Raw genomic sequence first — 21,244 nt, 5'->3', positions numbered from 1 at the left:
CGGCTCAGATCAATTTAGGATAAAACGCATGATATCATATCTTTGATATTTCTGTAAATTACGTTGATATACGTATGCATTTGATACAAGCAAAAGATTAATATCGTATGGATTTAATTATGGATCGGGTTCGTATCTATATCGAAACGACCCGATTAGAAGCGAATTGAATGTTAATCGATTGCCAATCGATTCCAGGATTATAATGAAGAGATGGAATAATAATACTCAATCACAACATTGACGTTTGTCAAAATTCGAAAATACGATTTCGACAATATTCGTCGTATCGCGCGTCTAATTTATCGCGCTGCGTTGATGGCCCATGTCCGCCGGCCCCAAGCCGTCACCCCAGCGAAAGCTGGGGTCTCATGAGAATCGCGCCATCGCCCGAGATCCCAGCTTTCGCTGGGATGACGGATTTGGTGCCGATGACCGATTAGAGCATCGCGCGGAAAAGTGGGTACCGGTTTTCCGCAAAAAGCGATCCGACAACAAATAACTAGAGCCGGCCGTCTCCGCGTGCATCAGCTCAGCCCCCCTTCAGCACCGCGACATGCGTCGACATCGTCGGCCCGAACTGCCGCTGTCATGCGATCGCAACCGAAACGACGCGAAAATGGCATCATGCGGAGGCACAGGCGCCTCGTTCTGCAGTGCAGCAACGTCCACAACCAAGGGGCCGCCGTGATCCGTTCCACTACCAGCTTGTTCGCGCTCGCCGGCGCATTGTTCTGCGCCGACGCGGCGTCCGCGCAGACCGCGATGGCGGATGCGAGCACGACGCAGCCCGGCGATGCCCAACCCGCCAGCGCGCAGCCCGACGATGCCCAGCTCGACCCGGCTGCGACGATCGTGATCACCGGCCGGTCGACGCGCTCGTCGACTGAGCTGCCGGGTACCGAGATGCAGAAGATCCTGCCCGGGGTCTCACCGCTCAAGGCGATCCAGACCTTGCCCGGCGTGCTCTACATCACCGCCGATCCCTGGGGCTATAACGAGCAGAACGCGCAGATCTTCATCCACGGTTTCGCCGCCAACCAGCTCGGTTACACGATGGATGGCGTGCCGCTCGGCGACCAGAGCTATGGCAATTATAACGGCCTGTCGCCGCAACGCGCGGTGATTTCGGAGAATGTCGGCCGCGTCGTCGTGTCGACCGGCGCCGGCGATCTCGCCACCGCGTCGAACAGCAATCTCGGCGGTACGGTCGAAACCTATTCGTCGGCGCCGCTCGACAAGTTCGGCGTCCAGGTCGGCCAGACCGTCGGTAGCTTCGACACGTCGCGGACTTTCGTACGGATCGATACCGGCGCGTTCGGTGTCGACGGCAACAGTTCGGCCTATGTCTCGGCGGCGCGCCAGCACGCCCGCGCCTGGGATTTCAACGGCACCCAGGGCGGCTATCAGGCCAACGCCAAGTTCGTCAACGACCGCAAGGCCGGCAAGCTGACGCTCTATTTCGACTATAACGACATGACGCAGCCCAACGAGGACGCGACCACCTTCTTCAAGCCGTCCGCGGGCGGCACCGCGACCCCGGTCCAGCTCTATACGCCTTATACCAAGCCGTTCTTCTATCCCGATCTCGCCACCTACCGGACGTCCTATCTGAGCGCGCTGGGCAATTCGCCGGCGGCGCAGGGCGGCAATTACCGCAATTATTATTCGGACGCGCAGCGGACCGATTACCTGCTCTATATGCGTTATGACGCGCATCTGTCGGACCGCGTGACCTGGTCGACCACCGGCTATTTCCACCACAATGACGGCGCCGGCGTGGTGGCCGGTCCGCTCGGCCAGTCGATCACTACCGCGCAGCCTTATCTCGACCCCAATTATGCTGCCGCCGTCGCGGCCAAATGCCAGTTTGGCACCAACGGTAATGGCGTTCGTCCCGCGGCGTGCACGACGATGACCGACGCCCAGGCGCAGGCGGTCGGGGCCGCTTTGGTCGCGGCGACCGGCGGTTCGGGCCTGATCACCCGCACCACCGAATATCGCATCGACCGCGGCGGCATCATCTCCGCGCTCAACCTGGAGGTCGGCAACCACAAGATCGAGTTGGGCGGCTGGTTCGAGCGCAACAGCACGACGCAATATCGCCGCTGGTACGCGGTCGACATCAACAATCCCGCCTCGAGCACGCCGTACATCCGTCCGCTCGACGCCCAATCGCCCCTGTTCACGCAATATCAGGGCGAGGCGCGGATCAACGAATTGCAGCTTCATTTGCAGGACAGCTGGCAAGTGACCGGCAAGCTGCTGGTCAACGCCGGGTTCAAGACCAGCGCGCAATGGGCCAATGGCTGGTTCCCCGTGCAACCCAAGCCCGGCTCGCTGTCGGGCCTGACCGGCGGCCTGCCCCAGGGCAGGATCGATACCAAGAACTGGTTCCTGCCCGCATTCGGCGCCAATTATAATTTCAACGGCCACGAACAGCTCTATTTCAACGTCCAGAAGAATCTGCGCCAATATCAGGCCTATCTGGCCGGCGGCGGCGGACCCTGGTTCACCGGCAGCCAGGCCGCGTTCAACGCCTTCGCCGATCAGGGCAAGCCGGAGAGCAGCTGGACCTATGAAGGCGGTCTGCGCACCAGCCGCGGCTTCGGCAACGGCATCGGCTTCGACGCGCAGGTCAATTACTATCACGTCGTCTTCAACAACCGCTTGCTGGCGATCTCGACCAATCCGGGCGGCATCGCCGGCGGCCAAATCACCGGCGGTACGTCGATTCTGGTCAATGTCGGCGACGTCCATACCGACGGTGTCGACGCCGCCTTCACTTTCCGCGTCGGCCGTACCTTCTCGCTCTACAATGCCACGTCGTACAATCTGTCCAAATATCAGAGCGACTATACATCCACCGCGACCGGCATCGGCGCTGCGACCGGCACCTGTATCGGCGGCTATCTGGTGACCGCCGGCGTCGTGCCGACCTGCGGCAAGCAGCTGCCCGGCACGCCGAAATGGATGAACAAGACCGTCGCGACTTTGTCGGTCGGGCCGTTCGAGGCGCAAGTGATCGGCGATTTCGTCGGCCGCCGCTTCGCCACCTTCACCAACGACGCCAGCGTGCCGTCCTATTTCCTGACCTCGCTGCGCCTCGCCGCCAAGCTGCCGGACAATATCCTGCCGCTGCGCAAATTGGAGGTCTCGCTCAACGTCACCAACCTGACCGACCGCAAGGGCGTGTCGACCCTGTCGATCGGATCGGCGACCAACAATTATTCGGCCTATCCGATCGCGCCGCGGCAATGGTTCCTGACGCTGTCGGCGGCCTATTGACGACGGTCCGCTTTCGGGGAGTTCATCCCGAAAGCGGACGTCATGTCCCAGAGCTCGAGGTCTAGCTCTTACCAGCCAAAGGTCACGCCGGCGCGACCACCGGTCGAGCCCTTGACGGTCGACCCTGCAAAACCGCCGCTCACCCAGACGTGGTCGGAGACCCGAGCTATTGCTGAGCCGGCGAAGCCCTGTTCGCCACGATAGGTCGCCAGATTGAAGGACACGGCGAACGTGGTGTTGGGCGGCATCACCGTGCCGCCTAGCGCCATGGCCGCCGCGATGCCGCCCTCGGCCTGCCGCGCCCGCCGGGCGAGCACCACGGTTCCCTGCTCGAGCGCACCAACGCGGCCTTCGATCAGCGTAGCGCGCGTTTCGAGTGCGGAGGTCCGTCCGCCAAGTCCGGAAAGCATGCCGATGTCCAATGCGGATGTCGCCAGATTGCCGAGCCCATCGGTCGTGATCAGCTTCAGTGCGCCGGTCTGTGCAAGCAAGCTGGCCGACGAGACGACGCCCGCCAGCGTCACCGTCGACCCCGCATTGCCGAGAGCGACTTGTCCCGCGCGCGAGGTCGCTACGCCGTCGCCGATCGCGACGCTGCCTGCTTGATCCGCCATCGCCATATTGCCCAGCGCGATGGCGCCCTGGCCAGTGGCACTGTTCTGGTTGCCGATCGCGATCGCGCCCTGGCCGATGGCGCTATTGGTGTTGCCGAGCGCGACCGCTCCCTGGCCCGTGGCGACATTGGGATCGCCGATCGCGACCGCGCCGTTGCCCGACGCGACATTGCCGGCGCCGATAGACACCGCTTTGCCGTTGATCGCCCTGGCGGCATCGCCGATCGCTACCGAAGAGTCGCCGCTTGCGACGCTGGAGGGGCCGACGGCAATCGCGTTGACGCCGGTCGCGTCGGGTGCCGGGCCGGTGGCGTTGGACCGGAAATATTTTCCGTTGGCCAATGCCGTGTCGGCGGTTGTCTGTGCCGTGGCTGCGTTGGCGAGCGCCGTATCCGCTGTTGCCTGCGCCATTCCCGCGTTGGTCAGCGCGGTATTGGCGGTGGTCTGGGCCGCTCCCGCGTTGGTGAGCGCCGCATCGGCGGTAGCCTGCGCCGCACCCGCGCTGCCCGCGCCGGCGGTGGCCGCCGTCAGCGCGGCGTTGGCTGTAGCCTGAGCGGCATCCGCCTTCGCTTCCACAACGTCGAGTTGGCCCTTGTTGACGGCGTCGAACGCATCGATGCCGGCGGCAACATTGACGACACGGCGTTCGCCGCCAACCAGCCCGACCGAAACGCTATTGGCTTGATCGGCCACCGAGCCATTGCCTAAAGCGACGCTGTTAATGGCGGTCGCCTGGCTACTAGCACCGATCGCGGTCGTGAAATCTTCGGTTGCTTTGGCATTGTTGCCTACAGCGGCAGAGTCGCGATTTTCTGCTCTGGCAGCATGGCCGTACGCTACACTGCCAATACCCTTGGCCACGCTTTGTGCGCCAAACGCGCTACTGTCATTCCCCAGCGCCAGGGTGCCGGCACCATAGGCAGCGCTGTAATCTCCGGAAGCCCTGGTGTAGGAGAAATTGTTGGAATTATATCCCCCCGTCGCCGTGCTGTAATTTCCGAACGCATTGACGCCGTTGCCGACCGCGGTGCTGGCATCCCCCGATTTCGCGGCATAGCCGAGCGCCGTACCGAAAAATCCCGCCTTGGTCCCTGCGCCGATGGACACCCCGAAATTAGTCGCCTCTGCAGTCCGCCCCAGCGCAACGCCATATTCGCCAGTCACCTTGCTCTCGCGGCCGACAGCAACGCCGTCGGAATGGCTGACCGACGCATCCTTGCCGATAGCGATCGAATAGGCGCCTGACGCCGCCGAATTGGCGCCGAGCGCGGTGGCGTAGATCTGGTCCGCTTTGGCCCCCGCGCCCAGTGCGACGGCGTCGTCCGCCGATGCGGTCGCGTCATTGCCGAACGCGTTCGCCGCGCCGATCGCAATCGAACGCGTGCCCGTTGCGGTCGCTTTATTACCCAAAGCGACCGAGGACATCCCGCTCGCGTCGGCGATATAGCCGACCGCGGTGGCGAAGGTCCCCGCGTTCGACGAACTCCCGATGGCCGTCGCAAAGCCGGTCGCCAGCGAATCGTTCCCGACGGCCACAGTCCCGCTTTGACTCGCCCGCGCGCGCACACCGATCGCCAGCGTTCCATAGGCGCCGGACGACGCATCCATGCCGATGACGGTTGTTTCGCCGTAAGGGGCGAGGGCGCGCGCGCCGATCGCGATCTGGCCGGAGGTGGCGTTGTTCGGGATCGAATTGTCACCGGCCAGACTGCCATTGCCGATGGCGATCGCATCGGCGAGCCCGGCCCGCGCGTCGATCCCGTTGGCGACGCTGTTGTCGCCCGCCGCTTGCGCATTGAACCCGGTCGCGGTCGCACCGTCGCTCGTTGCCCGGCTGCTCGATCCGACCGCTGTCGCGTGAACGCTGGTCGCGTTCGCGTTCTGGCCAACCGCCGTTGCCGCGATCCCCGAAGCCGCTGAATTGCCGCCGAGCGCGGTGGCGCGGTCGAGTGTCGCGGCGGCGTTGAACCCGAGCGCTACGGTCTCAAGACCGGTGGCATTGGCAAAAGACCCGCCAGCAAAGGCGTTGGCTGAATTCGCCGACGCATAGGCGCCGATCGCGGTCGCATTGCCGGCATTGGCGACGGTGGTACGTCCCACCGCCGTCGCGCCGTCGCCGCTTGCATTGGCCCCTGCGCCGATACCGGTGGATGCCTCGCCTGTGGCCGTGGCGCTCGATCCGCAGGCCGTGTCGTTATTGCCCGGCGTGATCGTCCCGGCAGGGACGCCGGTCGTGTTTTGGCAGTTTACATCCTGCGCCTGCGCGGTGCCCGGCAAGGCAAGACCTGCAATCAGCGCGAGCGGTGCTGCGCCGACGAGAAACGATGTGACAGTACGCATGCTGATTATCCCCTGTTGCGGTCGATCATTCGACCCGCAGCAGCAAGCGCGCAGCGTCCGCCACGTCCGCGGTATCGCCTTGCCCCCGACCGCTGCTTCACCTACGAAAAACAGCCCAAATCATTCGGACGGCGAGCAGGACGAGGAACGACCGCGATTCCGGACACCGCATCCGAAAATAATTTCTCCGGAGGCGCCGACACGCTGATGGGAGTGCTCTATTCAGAGCTGCGCGCGATCGCCCGACGCGAGCATTTCCGCGCTGGCGGTGGCCAGACGCTCCAGACGACGGCTCTGATTTCAGAGGCCTATATCAAGCTGAAACGGCGCGACGGCTGGGAGAGCGAATCGCACTTCCTCGGCTGTGCCGCGACCGCGATCCGGCACATTCTGATCGACGCGGCGCGCGCCCGGCTGACGTCGAAGCGCCACGCCCTCGAATATTCCTTTACCGAGAGTATCGATTCACCCGGTGCGGGGGTGCCCGAGGATCGCGACGTCATTCGCCTCGGCGATGCGTTGAAGGCGCTGTCCGAGCTTGACCCCAATCTTGCGCAGTTGATCGATTGCCGGTTCTTCGCCGGGCTGAGCGAGGAAGAGACCGCGAGCGTGCTGGGCGTAACCGACCGGACAGTGCGCCGTTGGTGGGTGCAAGCGCGCGCCTGGATCCACCACGAGATGGCTGTTGCCTAGAGCGTGATGACGTGAGTTTGACCCGCCGTGACGGAGCGGATTTTGGCGCAGGGCGAGGAACGAGGAGCGGAGCGATGCGAATGCATCGTGACCGACGAGAGACGCTGCACTGCGTCAAAAGGCGCCCGCCGCTTTGCGGTTGTCCGGGCGCGCCCGCTGGTCTGCGTCGCGGTCCTTGCGCGTAGCGCCGCTACGCGCTGCACACCGCTCCTTGCCAGCGAACACGCCCGGGCAATCACGACGGGGCAAACTCACGTCATCACGCTCTAGTGACCCGCGCGCGCAATGCGGGCACGCAGCGCCGGCAACGACGCCAGAAATGACGTTCCCGACGAACCGGCCTGAGTAAAGAGCGCTTCGGCCTTGATGAGGGCCTGTCTGGCCTCAGCTAAGCGCCCTTCATTCAAGCGAATGACCGCAAGTGTTCGCGCGAGTGCGCCTTGCGGCAGGCTCGGCTTCTTCATTGCGCCGATCGGCGAGGCCACGTCGTCCAGGGCGCGTTCGGCTGCGGCGGTGTCGCCGGTCTCCGCGGCCGCTTCGGCAATCCCCAGGCCGATGAACAATGTGGGCACAGCCGCCGGGCCCAGATTCTCCACCGCCATCGGCCGTGCTTCGGTGAAAGCGCGAAGCGCTTCAGGGAACTTGCCCAGCGCCAAACGGGCGCGGCCTAGTTGCAGCAGATCGACGGCGAGGCCGGCCGACTGACCGAACACTGCGCGTCGCTGCGCCGCGACTTGCTGGAAAATCGCCTCGGCATGCTCCGCTTGATTGAGCTTCAGCAACCGGACGCCTCGTAGCTGAGCAATAGCCAGCCCCTGCATACTGCCCTGCTGGCCGGTGCGGGTAAGGATGGCGTCGGCACGGGCGAAAACGGCGGGCATAGCGTCGAGCTGGTTGGCCTCGACCATGTAAACCAGCAGGTTATTGTATATTGTCAGCAGGTCGCGATGGTTCTCCGCATAGACAAGATCGGCCTGCGGCAATGTGGCAGTCAGCAGCCGGATTGCCTCTTCAACCCTGCCGGTGCGGCGCAGCAATTGGGCCCGGTCACTGTTGATCTCGACCAACTCTGACCGAAAGCGCTCCGGATCGGCGCGAAAGACTGCCTCGGCGGCGTCGAGCAGCGGCGCCATTTCATCGGTCTTGTTCATCGCCGCGGCAGACGAGGCCAGCCGCATACGCATCTGCGCAGTCGCGATCGGATCGTCCCGGCCAATCTGCTTCGCCATTGCCTGGCGGATCAAGCTGTCGGCGCCGGCAGCGTCCTCGAGGTTGACGTAGAGATCGAACAAGGTGGTGATGAGCGTCGCCGATCGCGCGCTGGTGTCGAGTGATCCGACGAGCCGCTCTGCCGTCTGGTCGAGCATCTGCTTTACCGTCGCTCCTTCGCCCGCTGAGGTCGCGGTATCGCGGAACATGACCGTCAACATGCGGACGATCGATTCGGACCGTCGCGCCTCCGCCAGTGCGACGTCGCGTTCGATCGCGGTCTGGCGCGCCTGCCACGCGATCCCGCCGGCACCGATCAACAGCGCCGCGAGCGCGGCGGCGGCGGCGCCGACCGCGATCCGGTAGCGGCGCACGAAGCGCCCCACGGCATAGCCAGTCGACCCGGCGCGGGCGCGCACCGGCTTCAATTCCAGATGCCGCCGGATGTCGTCGGCGAGTTCGGTCACACTGCGATAGCGGTCGAGCGGGTTGCGGCGCATCGCCTTCATCACGATCGCATCGATATCGCCGGCGACGGCACTGGCCGGGAACGGCATCTTACCAGAGGCTGCCAGGCGGCTTGGCAAAGGGGGGTCGTCGTTGAGCACGCGCCGGATGATCGACGGCAAAGACGCTCCCTCATCGCGCCACGGTCCGCGGCCGGCCACCAGTTCGAACAGCACCGCGCCCAACGCATAAACGTCGGTCGCCACCGTCGTGGCCGCATTGTCCAACTGCTCGGGAGCCGCATAGTCCGGTGTCATCAGCGCCGCGGTGGTCGCCATCGCCGCGTCTTCATCGATGATCCGGGCGATGCCGAAATCGAGCAGTCGGGGCCGGCCGGCTTCGTCGACGAGGATGTTCGATGGCTTGAGGTCGCGGTGGATGATGAGATTGGCATGGGCAAAGACGACCGCATCGCATACCTCACAAAACAGCTTGAGCCTGGCGGCGAGCGGAGCGGTATGATCGCGGCACCAGGCGTCGATCGGTTGGCCGGAGACGAACTCCATCGCCATATAGGGGCGGCCATCCGGCGCGACGCCGCCGTCGATCAGCCGGGCGATACCCGGATGCTCGAGGCTGGCCAGCAACCGGCGTTCGCGATCGAATAGTTCGGCGCGCGCCACCGCTTCGGGGCGGAGCAGTTTGAGCGCGACACGCTGCTCGAAGTCGCTCGATCGGCGATGGGCCAGATAGACCTCGCCCATACCACCGCGGCCGATCAGCCGCTCGATCTCGAACCCGCCCACGCATTCTCCAGGCGTCAACGAGCTATAGGTCAATGCAGACTGCGGCGCGTCGAGGGGCGGCGCGGCGCCGTCGAGGATGCCTTGCGCCGCGCTGGCATCGAGCAACAGCTGGACCTTCGCGGCGACCGAACGGTCCTCCAACATTGTCAGCCGGCGCGTGCGTTCTTCGCGCGGCAAATCCACGAGGTCGTCGAACGTGGCCTGAATTAGCGCCCATTGCGTCTTCGTCGTTTGGCCTGTCACGTGCCCCTCCCCGTTCCGAGGCGCAAGAGCGCCGGAGGCATGGTTGTTTCGTGCAAAGGCGGCCGGGTCAATCGAACAGGAGGAATTGAATCGCAGGACAAATTCGTGCGGTGCCTGGGAGCGCACTGCGCCGATAGCGATCCGCGCGAACGAAACGGCTTTCGCCTATCCGATCGCGCCGCGGCAATGCCATTTCGCGCAGTGCGTCGCGGATTAGCGCGTGGACCTGGCGGGGCGGCATGTGGGCGAGTTGGCCGAGTGTATGGCGTCGGGCGAGCCGTTCGGCGACGAGATAGCCGATATAATAACCCGATCGCCAGGGCAGACCACGCGCGGCCACGGCCTTATTCCCGTAGGTGAAATAGGTTCGGTAGACGTCCGGGTCGATCTGATCGAGATGCGCGAGCAGGTCCGCGGCGATTCTTGACCTCAAGGGCGCCGCTCGTTGCGAAAGGTCGGCAGGCAGCATCAGCGCCTGCTCGATCGTCGCGCCGCGGGTCAGCGCCCGGCTGGCATAGGTCGCGAGCCCTTCCGCCCAGAGCGTGCGCCACAGCGGCTGGCGGTCGGCATCGTCGTCGCTGAAGCCGCCGGCCATGAAATGGTAACGGTGGAACATCTCGTGAGCGATGAAGACGGGAAGCGCGATGAGGCTCCGCTCGCCGTCAAGCGCATCCACCCCCAGGACGAGGGATCGCTGTCCGTCGACGATACGGCCGGCACCATCGAACTGGCCCAGGCTGTCGGTGAGATAGATCGGGAAGTCGCAGCGAAAGCCGTCGAGTTTGCGGAACGATGCCTGCGTACGGTCGACCAATTGGCGCAACGTGACCATCAGTCCGGCACGCGTCTGGCTTTCTCGCGCCGAGGCCAATGAGGCAAGGATGAGCGCATCCATATTCTGGGCGGGCGAGAGATCGAGCACCTGCGGTGCATAGAGACCCGGATACCTCGCGATGATGCCTTGCCGGAACGCCTTCAGCTGATCGGCCGGTGGCAGGTCGGCGGTGCGATGCGACAGCGTATCGGCGGGCGTATAGGCATCGATCACGCGACAAGGCGAGGCATGGACGGCCCATGGCACCAGCAGGCACCAGACCGTCACCAACAACTTGCTTTTCCGAGGTAGTTTCCACGACATCATGGACATGCAGTCTGCCCGCCGCTGGGTTCATGATCGAGCCGTCTAACCCGGAGAGCGAGCGAATGTAAGCGGCGTCGCGGAGGCAGGGCGACCGAAAATGGCGTTGTTCCGCCGCCACACGTTCGAAAGGATATGTGGAGTGGGCGGCGGCTGAAGCTTTTGTGCTTGCGCCTTATCCCGATTTGGTCCCTTTTGCCGCTGCAGGAGAGCGATGCTTGAGGGCCGTAAAGGGAGACGGCTCAATGAATCGCCTACGCATCACACAACGCACCTCTGTCGCCAGCCTGGCGCTGATCGCTGGCCTGTCGGCAATGCCGGCATTTGCCCAGGACACCGCCGGCGCCACCCCCACAGCAGCAGCATCCGACGCGAGCGACGAAATCGTCGTCACCGGATCGCGCATTCGCCGTAGCCCGTTGGATAGCGACAAACCCGTCGTCACCGTTGACGAGGCAGCGATGGCCAAGACCGGCCTGAGTTCGGTCGCCGACGTGCTTCAACGCCTGCCCAGCGCGGGCGGCGGGCTGAACACCAAGGTCAACAATGCCGGCAATATTGGCGGTCCGCCGGACGGCACCGGCGTCAGCTCGGGCTCGGCGGAAATCGACCTGCGCTATCTCGGCGCCAAGCGCACGCTCGTGCTGGTCGACGGCTTGCGGTTCGTCAACGGATCCGCCGCGGGCGGCATCCCGGCCTCGGTCGATCTCAACGAAATCCCGACCAACATGATCGAGCGGGTCGAAGTGCTCCAGTCCGGCGCCTCCCCGCTCTACGGCTCGGACGCGGTCGCCGGGGTGGTGAACATCATCACCCGCCAGGCGCAGAAGGGCCTCAAGGCGTCGGCGCAATTCGGCACCTATCGTCAGGGCGATGGCCATACCACCGACCTCCAGTTGAGCTACGGCATCCAGTCGCCGTCGACCGGCACGTCGCTGGTGTTCGGCGGCACCTATACCAAGCAGGAAGCGGTGAGCACCGCCAACCGCGCGATCTCGCTGTTCCCGACCGCGGGCATCACGTCTTGCGCGGTGGCGACCAGCGGCTGCAGCAGCGCCATTCCCAATGGCCGATACGACGTGCTCGGCCAGAGCCTGACGCTGGTCGCGCCGGTGGTCGGTCGCAAGCCGGTCTATCCGACCGATTTCCGCGCTTATACCAATGCCGACAGGTTCAACTTCGCGCCGTACAATTACCTGATCACGCCGAACGAGCGCATCGGCGGGTTCTTCAATTTCAAGCAGGAATTGTCGAGCTCGGTCAATTTGCGGGTCAAATTGGTCTATAATCATCGCCACTCGACCACAGAGGCGGCGTTCCTGCCGCTGTTCATCGGGCCCGACGCCGGCAACGGCAATCTGCTCGATACGATTTCGGTCGATGCCACCAACCCCTTCAATCCGTTCGGCGTGACCTTGTCATCGGGCGCCGACGGCACGCCGGCCAATTATTCGACCATCCGGCGGCGCTTCGTCGAAGGCGGGCAGCGTGTCTTCACGCAAGACGTCAACACCTTCTCCGGGACCGTCACGGTCGATGGCTCGTTCTTCCTCGGCTCCAAGAAATGGTATTGGGACGCCAATGCCGTGCTCGGCCTGAACGATGCCCATCAGCTGTTCACCGGCAACCTCAACGCGGCAAAACTCGCCCGGGCACTGGGTCCGGTCGCGAATTGCACCGGGGACTGCGTGCCGTTCAACATCTTCGGTGGTGCGGGCTCGATCACCCCGGCGATGCTCAATTACGTGACGTTCGATGAACGCGACAAGAGTTTGCAACGGCTGTACGATTACACAGCCAATCTGTCGGGCGAGCTGTTCGACCTGCCCGCCGGCCCGGTCGGAATCGCCATTGGCTACGAACATCGCGTCCAGAAAGCGAGCTACGATCCCGATCCGGTGATCGTCGCCGGACTCGGCGCCGACGTCCCGACCAGCCCGGCGCGCGGCGGCTTCAATGTCGACGAAGTCTATGGCGAGCTCCGCGTGCCGATCCTTGCCGACACGCCGTTCTTCTATCGTCTCGAACTCGACGGCGCAGTCCGCCATTCGGACTATTCGTCGTTCGGCAGCAGCACCACCTTCACCGCATCGGGCCTGTGGAAGCCGGTCGCCGATCTGCTGTTCCGCGGCGGTTATGCCGAGAGTCTTCGCGCGCCGAGCATCGGCGAGCTCTATGCCGGCCTGTCGCGCAGCGACGCGACGATCAACGACCCCTGCACCAGCGGCGCCGGCGGCTTGTTTCCGACCAACGCGACGGTCAGGGCGAATTGCATCGCCAATGGCGTACCGGCGAACGGCAGCTATAACGACCCGACCGGCGGACAGCTCGGCGTATTCTCGAAGGGCAATTCAGCGCTGAAGCCGGAAACCGCCAAGACCTTCACTGCGGGCGGGGTGTACAGCCCGAGCTGGTCGAAAGGCTGGGCGTCGGCGCTCAGCCTGGAGGTCAATTACTATAATATCAGTCTGAAGAATGCGATCGACTCGGTCCCGGCGTCGCTAACGCTGGCCCGCTGCGCGTTCAACGCCGACCCGATCAGTTGTTCCGCGATCAAGCGCACACCAAGCGGCACGATCGCGGGCATCAGCGCGGGGTTGCTCAACCTCAACGCGATCAAGACCGACGGGCTCGACGCCACCTTCATCTATCGCTCGCCCAAGATCCGCGGCGGGACGATCGGGCTGACGGCCAATGCCGCCTATCTCCTCAAGTACAATGTCGCGCCGCCATCGGCGCCGGTCCAGGTCTGCGCCGGGACCGAACGCTGCCTGGCGACCGATCAGGCATTTCCGCGCTTCAAGCTGAACAGCACGATCGACTGGTCGATGCCCGCGTTCGGCGCATCGTTCACCGCGCGCTACATCAGCGCGGTGACCGAAGGGAACGGCCATGTCATGTCCGCGACTTTCTATGGCGACGTGCAGCTTTATTATTCGCCGGCCTGGATGGATCATAACATGCGGCTGACGGTCGGCGTGAACAATGTGTTCAACAAGACACCGCCGATCTGCAGTTCGTGCGACAGCGCGAACTTCGATCCGACGACCTACGATATCCCGGGTCAATTCGGTTATGCGCGGCTGTCCTACGGGTTCTGATCGTCATTGACGGTGACGGGCGGGTCTGGCTGAACGGAATTCAGCCATTCTCGCCCGTTACTGCACATGCCGCCGGCGCACCCTGACGCCTAGGGGCGCAGTTCCTTGCGATACGTCACGAACGTCGCGGGCACTTTCAGCGGATGCGGATAGGGCCGGCTGCCGTCCGTTTGCCGGTATCCCCGCCGCTCGTAATAGGCGATCAAGCGGGCCTTGTGCTGCAGCACCTCGATGATCGCGTGGGTTGCGGCGAACGCTTCGACGGCCAACAGCTCGGCGTGTCCGAGGAGTTGGCCTCCCAAGCCTTTGGCTTGCAGGGACGGATCGACGCTCACCAGACGGATTTCGCATTGCCCTGGTGGCACCGCCACCACCAGCGAGGATCCGACCACGCGCCCCGCGATCTCGGCCACCGATAGTCGCGCATTGGCTGCGCCGAGCTGGACCTCCAAATCGCCACGACTGACACGCTCGCCCTCGGGCAATTCCCCTTCGTGCGACCAGCTCGCCGAGGCAGAGCGTCCGCGATAGGCGCGTTGGATTACCGCCTGAAGCTCGTCCAGGTCAGAAAGCTCGGCCGGTCGGATGATCACGCGAGGAGTGTCCACTGCGGTAGATTAGCGCGCTCACCTTAGTGAGGGGTTATGGTTCCTTCACCATAGATTAGTTAGTCTGGCGATTATCGGAATGGCATGGAACACAATATGTTAGAGCAGTTGCGGCGGTTGCATGCGGATATTCTGGCCAAGCTCGACGAACTGGATGCACTGACGAGCTTGCCGCAACCGCCGATGGATCGACTGCCAGCGCTCAGGCAGGCGCTGACCCGCAGCAGCAGAGCGCGAACGATGCTGCTCGAGCGCGCCTATGACCAGCTGATCGCGGATGTTCCTCCCGCGAGAAAGGCCGGGCTGGAATTGCTCAGAGCGCAAGGCAAGGACAATTTGATCACGTCGACCCAGCACATCGGCTCGTGGACCTTGCGGCAAATCGCCGACCGCTGGCCTGATTATTGCGCCGCCTCGACCAAGATACGGGCAGACATGCGCCAGCGGATCAGGAGCGAGAAGGAGTTGATCTATCCTTTGCTTGCCGAGACTACTCAATCGTCACAATAATATAGGCATTGGCGAATGCAGGGAGGATTAGATGGTTCATTGGCTTCCGGTGGTAATCGGCGTGGTTGTCGCAATCGGCCTCGCGCTAGGTGGGCTCTTTTATGCGCGCTCCAAAAAGGCTGACGCGAAGGGTGAGCTCGGGGATTTTATTGATCATGGCAGCCAAGGCGGTTGAAGGTCGAATTGGGATTTATGCACGTGGCGCGGTAATTGCGGCCAGGTTAGATGTGTTTAGTAAACGGTCACCGAAATACACATCTGCCGCGCGTGCCATCAGCCTAATCCGAACCGCGCTGTTCGTGAGTGAGGCGTAACCACGGATGACGCCGCCGGTAATGAGCTACTCGCCGCCACCGTCCTATATAGGTGAGGCCACAATGGTCCGTGCTCGGACATCGAGGTAAGCGGAGGCGATCGATGACTGTTCGTGCGAATGAGGTGGGGCGGCACCGCGTTGTCATCGTTGGCGCAGGCTTTGGCGGTCTGTGGGCGGTAAAAAGCCTGAAAGGCGCGCCGGTCGACATCACCGTTATCGATCAGCGCAACCATCATCTGTTCCAGCCGCTGCTCTACCAGGTCGCCACGGCAGCGCTGGCCCCATCCGAAATAGCGTGGCCAATCCGATCGATGCTGCACGATCGCCGCGACGTCACCACCATCCTCGCCACCGTAACCGGTGTGGATAAAGCGGGTCGTGCCGTGCAGCTCGCGGACGGCAACCGGATTCCCTATGACACGCTGATCCTCGCGACCGGCGCTCGGCATGGCTATTTCGGCCATGACGAGTGGGAAGAGTTCGCGCCCGGCCTCAAGACGATCGAGGACGCCACTGCCATCCGCGGCCATATCCTCGCGGCGTTCGAGGAGGCGGAGCGCGAAACCGATCCCGTTCGGCAGCAGGCCCTGCTGACCTTCGCGATCATCGGCGCCGGTCCCACGGGCGTCGAACTCGCCGGCACGATCGCCGATCTTGCCCATGATACGCTCCCGCGCGACTTCCGCGCGGTCGATACGCATCGTACCAAGGTACTGCTGGTCGAAGCCGGGCCCAAGGTGCTCAACGGCTATCCCGACGGTCTTTCGAACTATGCCAGGAACGCGCTGGAGAAACTCGGCGTCGATGTCTGCCTTGGCGCGCCGGTGACGCAGATCGAGCGGGGCGCCATCACGTTCGGCGATCGGCGGGTCGAGGCGCGGACGATCGTCTGGGCCGCGGGCGTGCGCGCCTCGCCTGCCGCGGACTGGCTGGGGGCGGCGGCCGATCGCAACGGCCGGATCGTAGTCGAACCCGACCTCAGCGTGTCCGGCCATCCGGAGATTTTCGCCATTGGCGATACCGTCTCGGTCAAGGCGCCCGACGGCTCGCCAGTGCCGGGGATCGCGCCGGCCGCCAAGCAGGAAGGGGCGTTCGTCGGCGAGACGATCCGGCGGCGGCTCACCGGCAAGGCCGAAACCGGGCCGTTTCGCTACCATCACCAGGGCAGTTTGGCGCAGATCGGCAAGCGCAAGGCGGTGATCGATTTCGGCCGGATCAGGCTGCGCGGCGCGATCGCCTGGTGGCTGTGGGGAATCGCCCACATCTATTTTCTGGTCGGGGTGCGCGCGCGGCTCAGCGTGGCGCTCAATTGGCTATGGATTTACACGCGGAATCAGCGTGCTGCCCGGCTCATCACGCAATCGAAGGGCGAAGCCGCGATCGACTGATGCCGCTTTCATACTTCCCCCAACCCAAGTTGCCCTTCGCCGGAAATTTGAGGATTTATGCACGTGGCACCCTAATTGGATTGGTGATCTGAACTTGGCGCGGCAGTCATGCGGTCGCGCAACCAATCCAGCCATGGCCCTGACGAACTCTTCATCGAGCGGCTCCGCCATATGGTGATGGGTAACTACGCAAACGAGTTTCGAAGTGCCCGGCAACGCGCTAACGTCTGGGTGAAAGCAGGGGACGCGGCAGGGGGCGAGTTTGTCAGCGGCGATCGACTTCACGTATCAATACGGCTTCGCCTCGAACGTCGCGCTCGCATCAGGCAAGCCGCAATTGTCCCTGGCGACCTGTGATGCGAGCCAAGCCAAGCCCTATTTCTTCGATGGCCGCGTCCGTCAGCCGCGGATCATGGGCGAGATGCTCTACACCCTGAGCGATGTCGTCCGGACGCACTTCTTTCTCCCGCGCCCCGCGATCCTCGATCCCGTCCTGACCAGCAACGAGACCATGCTGCGGCTCGAAGGATTCAGTGGTTGCTGCGGGGTCTATGCCCGGGTCGATCTGCCCGCAGAGGCATTTGACGGCGAATGCCACGGGCGCGGCACCACCAATGTCGATTTCAACACGCCGATGCGCAATGCGCTGCTCCGGTTGCGAGATGAGGAGGATGTGCAGTTCGCGGTCGGCGCGGATGAAGTGGTGCTGAGCAAGGGCAACGAACAGACGATCGAGAAAAAGGTCAAGCTGCCGCTGCGCTGGATCAAGGGGTTCAGCGAGGTTCAGGCATACCAGCCGCGGCTGCAATTGCGCGCAGAGGTGAGCGCCGCCGAAGCGCTGCGCTTCGTGCGTACGTTGCCGAAGGCGGCCAAGCCGAAGATGCCGAGCTACGCGGTCCCGACGGGCCGCGCGCTGAGGCTCAGCCAGCGCCCGGCGCCGGGCGCGGTTCCGATCCTCGGCACGCATCGCGTCAAGGTGATCGAGCCGTTGCTGCCGCGCGCGCAGAGTCTGAGAATCTGGTCCGACGATGAAAGCGGCGCCAGCGCCTGGGAAGTCCGCTACCCGATCGGCGCCTTTTTCCTGATGATCAGCCCCGAAGTGTTTCGCGGCTTTTCGGGCGAGGGACAGATCCTTACGGCCTTGGCCAATCCGCCGTCCGATGCGATCCTGTCGAAAGTCCGTGCGAGCCTGAAATGGCAATCGCAGCTCGACGCCGCCGCGCTCGGCACAACGCTCGGCCTCGACGAGACTGAGGTGACCTCGGCACTTGCCGTGCTCGGCAGCCGCGGGCTGACTGGCTACGATGCCGATGCGCAGCATTATTTCCATCGCGAGCTGCCGTTCGATCTCGACAAGGTCGAGGAGATGCAGCCGCGGCTCGGCAATGCGCGTAAGTTGATCGAGCAGGGACTGGTCAAACGGATCGCCGGCGATCCCGCGACCGCGACCTACGAGGTACAGGGTACCGGCACGATCCATCGCGTCCGTCTCACGGGCGAGCAGCACAGCTGCACCTGTCCGTGGTTCAGCAAATATCAGGGCCAGCGCGGCCCTTGCAAGCACATCCTCGCGGCGTCGCTCGCGCAGGAGGACAACGAGAAGGACGCGGCTGCTCGATGACGCCAGAAACGCTCGAAGCGCTGATCCTCGACAGCGAGGATGCGCTGCAGGTGGCGCACGCGTTCACCGGGTTGGACGAGAAAGAGCGCGCGAAACTCTCGACCACCGCGCAGAAGATCTATCGTCAGCTCTATCAGAGCAAGGCCGACAAGAGTGCCTCACCGCGCCTTGCGGCATTGCTCACCGCGCGCGGCCCGAACACGTGGACGTATTGGAGCGCCCGCGAAACTCGTAACGCGCTACTGGCGATGTTCGCCGTCGGTCCAGTCTCGGCAGTCAAGAAGCGCGATATCTTCGTCTGGCAAGAACATATGCCACCGCTCGACATCATCTTGCGCGACCGACGACCTGAATGGCTCGACGACTGGATCGCGCACATGCTCGACAGCGAGAGCAACCGTCTCGATTTCGCGATCCTGCGCGGCTGGGTGCGTGACGGGATTTGCCGCAAGCCCGAGGTGGACGGCTATTATCGCATGTTCGCCTGGTATTTGATGCGGACCAATATCCATGATCGCAAGGCACCACCGGTCCCACCGATCACCGTGCAATTGCTCGCTGATCCCGGTCTGCTTCCTGACATCGACGGGCTGTTCCGGGTCGAGAACATCGCCTTCAACACCAATGCCTGGCTGACCAAAGGTGCCGGCGACGATTATGAGACCTGGACCGAAGCGCTGGTCAAGCTGTCCACTGCCGGCCACGTCGATCGCGAGCACCTGCTTGGCCTCGCGCTGGCGGGGCTGACGCTCGACCTCAAGCAGAACCAATTGTCGGGCTTCCACGGTTTCTACAGGAAGATGGCGGCCACGCCGGACGAACAGTCGCGCCACCAGCAGCGTTACATCGACCTGTTGTGCCATCCGGTCGGACACGTCGTGAAATTCGCGATCGACATGCTCGGCGATCTGGAAAAACGCGATTCGCTTGATACCAAGCCTGTGCTGCGCGAGGTGCAAACGGTGTTCTCGAGCGAAGGCAAGGGCAACGCCACCGCCGCGCTCAAACTGATCGCCCGCGTGCTCGCTCGGTCGAAGGGGAAGGATCCCGAGGCACTCGGCGCGATATGCGAGGCGCTTCGCCACGCGAATGCCGACGTCCAGGCGCAGGCGCTCGATCTGCTGGAGAAGTACGTCGCCACGCTCGGCGACGCACAGCGCAACGTGCTTCGCTCGGCCGAACCCTTTATCGCCGCGAGTAACCGTCCACGGGTGGCCAAGCTGCTTGGCAGCGCGGCAAGCACCGACGCGCCGGCTGTCGAGCTGGTCGATGAAATCCCGCACTATCAACCGATTGCTGCCGAGCCCAATGCGCACCGTGTCCTCGATAGTGCCGGGTCGGTCGAGGCGATCGCCACGGTCGACGCGCTGATCGAGGCGGTACTTCATGCGGCCGAGGTGGTCGACTCGCCCGATGAGATCGAGCGGATCATCGACGCGGTCAGCCGACTGGCCGGCGATCGTCCGTTCGATTTCGCCGCACGCACCGCGCCGTTGCTCCATCGTCTGCAGAACGGCCAATCGAGCGCCGGCGTGACGGTTGGCTTCGCCGGGGTCGGCCTCGCGCTGCTCGATCTGCTCCACACCTGGGTGACCGGGAGGCTGCATCGCACGACGCGCGAAAACGCGGCTTATTACACAGTCGAGGATTCTTTCGCGCCATTGATCGCGCACCTGCGAGTGGTGACCGCGAGAGTCGCGCGGCGGGAGAGCCAGCCCCTGCTCTGCGCGCCGACGCACAAAGGCGGGTGGATCGACCCACTCATATGGGTCGACCGGCTGCAAGCGCTCCAGGCGCCGGGGCTTGCCGAAAGCATGGATTTCCGCCTGTCGCTGTTGCGATTGGCCCCTGACAACCGAACCGAGGCGCGCGGGCGGCTGGCGGGCCTGCCCGAGCCGCTGCGGCGGATCGCCAGCTTCGCGCTGGGCGGGGACGATGCACCGGATCGGGCCGATCGTAGCAACCACGCGGCGTGGATCACCGCGGCTCGCTGCCGCGCTCCGCTCGCCGACTGGACCACCGCGTTCGTGCCGCTCGAACTCAGCGACGCCTGGCCCGACAGTATCACGCCTGCGCGCTATGCGTGGCGCGCCGGGCAAAAGGTCACCGAGGCCCACGGCCAGCGCTGGAAACATCCGGAGCTGGCGCTGTCGGTGACGTGCGATGGTGCGGAGGTGGCGACGGGAACCGGTCTGTTCGGGCGGGTCCGGCATGTTTTTGGTCAGCGGATCACCACGGACTGGGCGGCCCTGCCGAGCGCGGCGCTGAACCGCCGGGTGGAAAGCGCGCGCTATTGGTCGGGCGAGTTGCACGTGTTGTGGGTGACCCAATGGCTGGCAACGATCTGGCCGCAGAATCCCGCCGCGTCGCACATCAAGGGCGTGAGGCAGCTAGCGCAGCGGATGGACGAGAACAGCAGCAACTGGTCGCCCTCATCTGGCTTCTTCCAGGCATTGTTCCAGCGCGGACGGCCATGGGGCGAGACCGGACATCTGCTGCTGTGCATCGGGCTGATTGGCAAGGATGCCGATGCCCGGGGCTTATCGGTCGATGCGCTGATCGAAGGGATCGATGCCCGGTTGTTCGACCCCGCGCTGTTCGCGGCGACGATGGTGCAATTGGCGCAGGGCGAATGGGTAAAGTTCAACCGGCTCGGCGAGGCACTGATGCTCGTCGTACCGGTGTCGCCGCTCCACGCCGCGGTGGTCAGCGATGCCCTGCAGCAATGCCTTCCCCGCCTCGACCTCCGGCAGAGGAACATTTTCCATCTGCTCGAGGTGATGGTCGAGGCGCAGGCATTGACTGGGCAGAAGTTGACGAGCGACGCGCGCGCTGCGCTAGAGACCTTCGACGGCAGCGGAAAGGCGGCGAAGATCGCGAAGCATCTGCAATCTTTCACCTAGCTGCAGGCACATTTGGCCT

Annotated in this window: 12 protein-coding genes; 8 read left to right on the top strand and 4 right to left on the bottom strand. The window is 63.9% G+C overall.

Features of this window, described 5'->3' with window-relative positions:
- Positions 1–687 precede the first annotated feature (687 nt).
- Positions 688–3,288, top strand: coding sequence for a TonB-dependent receptor (locus AC1DQQ_RS19955; protein WP_478046542.1), 2,601 nt, complete (start codon positions 688–690; stop codon positions 3,286–3,288).
- A gap of 68 nt (positions 3,289–3,356) precedes the next feature.
- Here AC1DQQ_RS19955 and AC1DQQ_RS19950 read toward each other — a convergent pair whose 3' ends face one another.
- Positions 3,357–6,242, bottom strand: a complete 2,886-nt coding sequence (locus AC1DQQ_RS19950) for a hypothetical protein (RefSeq protein ID WP_478046541.1) — start codon at positions 6,240–6,242, stop codon at positions 3,357–3,359.
- Positions 6,243–6,398: 156 nt separating this feature from the next.
- Between AC1DQQ_RS19950 and AC1DQQ_RS19945 the strand changes: the two genes are divergently transcribed.
- Positions 6,399–6,935 (top strand): ECF-type sigma factor, encoded by a 537-nt coding sequence (locus tag AC1DQQ_RS19945; protein ID WP_478032551.1) that lies wholly within the window; start codon positions 6,399–6,401, stop codon positions 6,933–6,935.
- Between the two features lie 266 nt (positions 6,936–7,201).
- On the opposite strand, the gene AC1DQQ_RS19940 is transcribed toward AC1DQQ_RS19945, so the two are convergent.
- Together AC1DQQ_RS19940 and AC1DQQ_RS19935 are read right to left on the bottom strand one after the other, a co-directional pair.
- Positions 7,202–9,766, bottom strand: coding sequence for a serine/threonine-protein kinase (locus AC1DQQ_RS19940; RefSeq protein WP_478046540.1), 2,565 nt, complete (start codon positions 9,764–9,766; stop codon positions 7,202–7,204).
- Positions 9,708–10,742, bottom strand: coding sequence for a DUF2268 domain-containing putative Zn-dependent protease (locus AC1DQQ_RS19935; protein WP_478046539.1), 1,035 nt, complete (start codon positions 10,740–10,742; stop codon positions 9,708–9,710). Before AC1DQQ_RS19935 ends, AC1DQQ_RS19940 begins: the two co-directional genes overlap by 59 nt.
- A gap of 281 nt (positions 10,743–11,023) precedes the next feature.
- On the opposite strand from AC1DQQ_RS19935, the gene AC1DQQ_RS19930 reads away from it, so the two are divergent.
- Positions 11,024–13,879 carry a TonB-dependent receptor domain-containing protein gene (locus AC1DQQ_RS19930; RefSeq protein ID WP_478046538.1) on the top strand — a complete coding sequence of 952 codons (2,856 nt, stop codon included), beginning with the start codon at positions 11,024–11,026 and terminating at the stop codon, positions 13,877–13,879.
- 89 nt (positions 13,880–13,968) lie between these two features.
- On the opposite strand, the gene AC1DQQ_RS19925 is transcribed toward AC1DQQ_RS19930, so the two are convergent.
- Positions 13,969–14,472, bottom strand: coding sequence for a GNAT family N-acetyltransferase (locus AC1DQQ_RS19925; RefSeq protein ID WP_478046537.1), 504 nt, complete (start codon positions 14,470–14,472; stop codon positions 13,969–13,971).
- 99 nt (positions 14,473–14,571) lie between these two features.
- On the opposite strand from AC1DQQ_RS19925, the gene AC1DQQ_RS19920 reads away from it, so the two are divergent.
- The 5 genes from AC1DQQ_RS19920 (at position 14,572) to AC1DQQ_RS19900 (ending at position 21,225) form a co-directional block, all read left to right on the top strand.
- Positions 14,572–14,997, top strand: a complete 426-nt coding sequence (locus tag AC1DQQ_RS19920; protein WP_478046536.1) for a hypothetical protein — start codon at positions 14,572–14,574, stop codon at positions 14,995–14,997.
- A 31-nt stretch (positions 14,998–15,028) separates the two neighbouring features.
- Complete coding sequence (locus AC1DQQ_RS19915) at positions 15,029–15,172, top strand: hypothetical protein (RefSeq protein WP_478032497.1); 144 nt, start codon at positions 15,029–15,031, stop codon at positions 15,170–15,172.
- Positions 15,173–15,414: 242 nt separating this feature from the next.
- The gene (locus tag AC1DQQ_RS19910) at positions 15,415–16,701 is read left to right on the top strand and encodes an NAD(P)/FAD-dependent oxidoreductase (RefSeq protein ID WP_478046535.1); all 1,287 of its coding nucleotides are present in this window, start codon (positions 15,415–15,417) and stop codon (positions 16,699–16,701) included.
- 262 nt (positions 16,702–16,963) lie between these two features.
- Positions 16,964–18,322, top strand: coding sequence for an SWIM zinc finger family protein (locus AC1DQQ_RS19905; protein ID WP_478046534.1), 1,359 nt, complete (start codon positions 16,964–16,966; stop codon positions 18,320–18,322).
- Positions 18,319–21,225 carry a DUF6493 family protein gene (locus AC1DQQ_RS19900; protein ID WP_478046533.1) on the top strand — a complete coding sequence of 969 codons (2,907 nt, stop codon included), beginning with the start codon at positions 18,319–18,321 and terminating at the stop codon, positions 21,223–21,225. The genes AC1DQQ_RS19905 and AC1DQQ_RS19900 overlap by 4 nt, the downstream gene beginning before the upstream one ends.
- The last annotated feature ends 19 nt before the right edge of the window (positions 21,226–21,244 follow it).

The sequence above is a fragment of the Sphingomonas sp. P4_G3 genome, from assembly GCF_056401105.1.
This window is presented reverse-complemented; position numbering and strand designations above follow the sequence as displayed.